Genomic DNA, 3750 nt, shown 5'->3' with positions numbered 1-3750 from the left:
CGGCGACGTGCACGGTGGCGGCACCGGCCTGGGCGGCGACCCGGGCCGTCTGCTCGGCGGGCTCGCCGCGGCGCACGATCAGCCGGGAGCCGGCCCGGCGCAGTGCGGCGTCCAGGTCGGCGAGGCAGTCGGCCAGGAACGCCTGCCGGTTGGGCGCGGCGAACCCGGCGCCCTCGACGGCGGGGTCCAGGACGAACAGCGGGACGACCTGGTCGGCCGCGGCCGTGGCGGCGTGCAGCACGGGGTTGTCGTGCAGTCGCAGGTCCTGGGTGAACAGGGCGATCGATACGGTCACGGGTGGGGCCTCGCAGGTGGTGCTGTCGGGTGCGCGGATGGTCCGCACCCGGTCTTCGGAGCCGGCCGCGCGGCGGATTGCTCCGGACGGCCGCCGGTCCCGGCTCACGCCCTGTGCCGATGGCCTCTTGACCGGAGTGAGTGCTCACTCCGATACTGGCGTCCATGGCGACAGGACCCAGTCGGCGAAGAGCACCAGCGATGGACCCCGACAGCCGCCGGGAGATGATCGTTCGTGCTGCGCTTCCCCTCGTGATCGAGCACGGCAGCGCGGTGACGACACGCCAGGTCGCTCGGGCCGCGGACATCGGGGAGGGCACGATCTTCCGTGTCTTCGCGGACAAGGCGGAACTTCTGGACGCCTGCGTGACCGAGGCGCTCAGCCCGGACCACGCCCTTGCCGAACTCGCCCTGGTGTCCATGGACCAGCCGCTCGCCGCCCGGCTGACCGAGGCTGCCTCGGCGCTGCAGGCCCACCTGGACCGGGTCGGCGCGGTGCTCGGTGCGCTTCACGCGACAGGCGGGCGGGGCCGAAGTGGCCGTCCCGGCAGTCCAGTGGGCACGCCTGATCGTGCGGCCGGTTCCCTGCCCGTGCGAGAGGCGCTCGTCGAAATCTTCGAGCCTGAGCGGGAATCGCTGCGATTGTCTCCCGAGCAGGCAGCACTGATCTTCCTGGGCCTCCTGTTCGCCGGGACCGGCATGCCGCCGGCAGGAGGCGGGTCAGCGGATGCGTCGCCGCAATGGGGAGTGCGCGACCTCGTCGACGTCTTCCTGCACGGCGTCCTGCCCCAGCCGGTCCGGATCTGAGAGGCGGAACATGTCCATCACGTTGAACCACACCATCGTTCCAGCCGTCGACAACGAGGCGGCAGCACGCTTCTTCGCCTCCGTCATGGGACTGCACTATCGAGGTGCGGATCGGCATTTCGCGCCGGTGCAGGTCAACGATTCCCTGACGCTGGACTTCATGTTCGTCGAGAATCCGGTCGGCCATCACCTGGCCTTCGACGTGGACCCGTCATCCTTCGACGGCATCCTCGCCCGGCTCCGCGCCGCCGGAGTGCCCTACGGCAATGATCCCAACGAGCCCGACAACGGTCGGATCGACCACCCGTTGTGCCCTCGTGGCCTGTACTTCACCGATGACGCCGGAAACCTCTACGAGGTCATGTCTCCCGGGTAGCAGCCATCCGGCACTGCCACCGCACAGTGTCCGGCAACGACTCCAGCCGTGCTCGGCCATCGGCGTCCTGTCGACCGCGGCGTGCCCGCGCCGGCGAGGTGGACGGCGACCCGGGAATCCTCGATCCCTCCGGCGGTGCAGACGGCGGTGTTACGGCGCCGCGGCGTCTGCTGCGGGCGGCTCGGGTTCCCCGTCGTCGTCCGGCTCCGCCTTCTTCCGGACGTCGGCCGGGGTGGGCGCCGTGATGGAGCGTTCCTCGGCGGAGCGCTCCCGGGCCCCGACCCGGCCCTCGGCCTTCGCCCGGACATCGCGCGGGGTCGGGGCCGTGATCGCGCGTTCCTCGGCGGACCGTTCCTGCGTCGGCTGGTCCGGCTGCGTTCCGTGGTCGTCGGGTGTGGTCATGGCTCGTTCCCCTTTCCGGGGCCTGGGCTTCGGCAGGCGGGATTCGGGACGGCTGCCCCGAATGTCCGGTTCCGAACCGGGCGGACGAGGTCGGGCGGCCCGGCCCGGCACGGTGCCGGTTCCGGCGGCCGGCGGCCGTCGGCCTTTCGACCGTAACCCCGGGCCGGAAGCCGCGCTGCCGGGCGCCCACCTCCACTCGAACCGGTGACCGTCGGCGCCCGGCGGTTGCCCGAGAACCTCGGGCTCCCGGCATCCGGGAAGCGGCTACGGGATCCCGCTCCCGGCGGTGCGGCGTCAGGGCTTCTCGCCCCGGTCGCCCCGGTCGCCCCGGTCGCCCCGGTCGCCCCGGTCGCCCCGGTCGCCCCGGTCGTTCTGGTCGTCCTGGTCGTCCCGGGTCGGGGTGCGAGCCTCGGACCTGCGTCGGCGCAGGTGCCAGACGACCAGGGTGATGACGACGAATGCGGCGATCAGGAGGGCGAGGGCACGGCCGACGGCGCCCTCGACCTGGGTGTAGGCGGCTCCGGCGAAGTAGCCGAGGAGGGTGAACCCGGCGCCCCAGATGAGGCCGCCGAGCGCGTTGAACAGCAGGAAGCGGGGGTACGGCATACGGGAGGTGCCGGCCAGGGCGGGCATCATGGCGCGGAAGAAGGCGACGAACCGGCCGAAGAAGACGGCGGCCGGCCCGCGTCGGCGGATCAGGTCCTGGGCCTGGCCGATCCGGTCCGCATGGCGCCGCATGGGGCGGGTGTCGAGGATCTTCGGGCCGATCCGGCGGCCGATCTCGAAGCCGGTGGAGTCGCCGAGAATGGCGGCGCAGACCACGACCAGGACGAGCCAGCCGATGGAGACCTTGCCCTGGTTGGCGAGGAACCCGCCGAGGACGGCGGCGGTCTCGCCGGGGATGACGAAGCCGAAGAAGAGGGCGTCCTCGGCGAACACGAGAGCGCCGACGACCGCGTACACGACCGGGCCGGACAGTCCGCTCAGCCAGTCGGTGATCGAGCTCATCAGCCACCCCGTTCGGGAGCGACGTCCCTCTCCGCTTCAATGTAACGCTTGCGGTCTTCGGGGACCCGGCTCGGTGTCGGCGGCGCCCTCGACGGGCAGGGTGCCCGTCATCACTCGATCGGGTGGCTGTCTCTGGAGTCTGGCTCACCCGATCGGGGTAACCGACCGGCGGCCCGACTCACGCGGTGACGGTCCGCTCCAGGAGGTCGAGCGCTGTCGCCAGGGTCCGCGGGCCCGCGGTGCCGTCCGGGAGGCCGGAGCGGCCCCAGCCGGGGCCGGTGGCCAGGACCAGCGCCCGGCCGCGGGAACCGCGCGGGCCCCACGTGGAGTCGGCCACCCGCCGGACCAGCCCGTGGTCGGCGGTGAGCGGGAGCTGTGACCAGAGCACCACGGCGCCCGGGCCGATCCGGTGCACCGCGTCCAGCAGCGCCCCGGGCGGGACGGCCGCGCCCAGCATCCGGAAGGGCAGCGCCCGTTCGCCCAGGCCCGCCGCGGCCGCCTCCAGGGCGAGGCTGTGCTGCTCGTCGGGCATCGCGGCCAGCAGGACGGGCGGCACGGGCCGGGTCCTGGTGGGCCGTACGGCCACGGCGCGCAGGGCGGTGGACACGTGCCAGGACAGCAGGTGTTCGACCTCGACGTACTGCTCGCCGGAGGAGGCCCACTTGCGTCCGGTCGCGCGCAGCGCGGGCATCATGACCTCCGTCCAGGCGGCGACGATCCCGAGCGCGTCCACCGCCTCCCGCAGGATCCGGGCGACCTCGGGGGAGTCCAGACGCACGGCGGCCCGGGCCAGGCCCCGGCACTCGGGGCGGACCGCGCCCATCCGCAGCGTGCGGCCGCCGCTCGGGCCGTGGCCGGCGGCC

Annotated in this window: 6 protein-coding genes; 2 read left to right on the top strand and 4 right to left on the bottom strand. The window is 73.3% G+C overall.

Features of this window, described 5'->3' with window-relative positions:
* Positions 1–295: deoxyribodipyrimidine photo-lyase (locus KS423_RS40920; protein WP_224284803.1), on the bottom strand; the 295-nt coding region annotated here is incomplete at its 3' end.
* 200 nt (positions 296–495) lie between these two features.
* On the opposite strand from KS423_RS40920, the gene KS423_RS40915 reads away from it, so the two are divergent.
* Both KS423_RS40915 and KS423_RS40910 read left to right on the top strand, forming a co-directional pair.
* Entirely contained in the window at positions 496–1101 is a 606-nt protein-coding gene (locus KS423_RS40915; protein ID WP_224284802.1) for a TetR/AcrR family transcriptional regulator, read from the top strand.
* 10 nt (positions 1102–1111) lie between these two features.
* A complete protein-coding gene (locus KS423_RS40910; RefSeq protein WP_224284801.1) occupies positions 1112–1477 on the top strand; it encodes a VOC family protein in 366 nt (121 codons plus the stop codon).
* A 150-nt stretch (positions 1478–1627) separates the two neighbouring features.
* On the opposite strand, the gene KS423_RS40905 is transcribed toward KS423_RS40910, so the two are convergent.
* The 3 genes from KS423_RS40905 to KS423_RS40895 form a co-directional block, all read right to left on the bottom strand.
* On the bottom strand, positions 1628–1879 hold the full coding sequence (locus tag KS423_RS40905) for a hypothetical protein (protein ID WP_224284800.1): 252 nt from the start codon (positions 1877–1879) through the stop codon (positions 1628–1630).
* A 294-nt stretch (positions 1880–2173) separates the two neighbouring features.
* Positions 2174–2887 (bottom strand): DedA family protein, encoded by a 714-nt coding sequence (locus KS423_RS40900; protein ID WP_224284799.1) that lies wholly within the window; start codon positions 2885–2887, stop codon positions 2174–2176.
* A gap of 178 nt (positions 2888–3065) precedes the next feature.
* The coding region (locus tag KS423_RS40895; protein ID WP_224284798.1) for a B12-binding domain-containing protein at positions 3066–3750 on the bottom strand (685 nt) is incomplete at its 5' end.

This window comes from Streptomyces sp. LS1784, assembly GCF_020103755.1.
GTDB lineage: Bacteria > Actinomycetota > Actinomycetes > Streptomycetales > Streptomycetaceae > Kitasatospora.
Note: the sequence above shows the minus strand (reverse complement) of the source record. Positions and strands in the feature narration are given on the sequence as shown.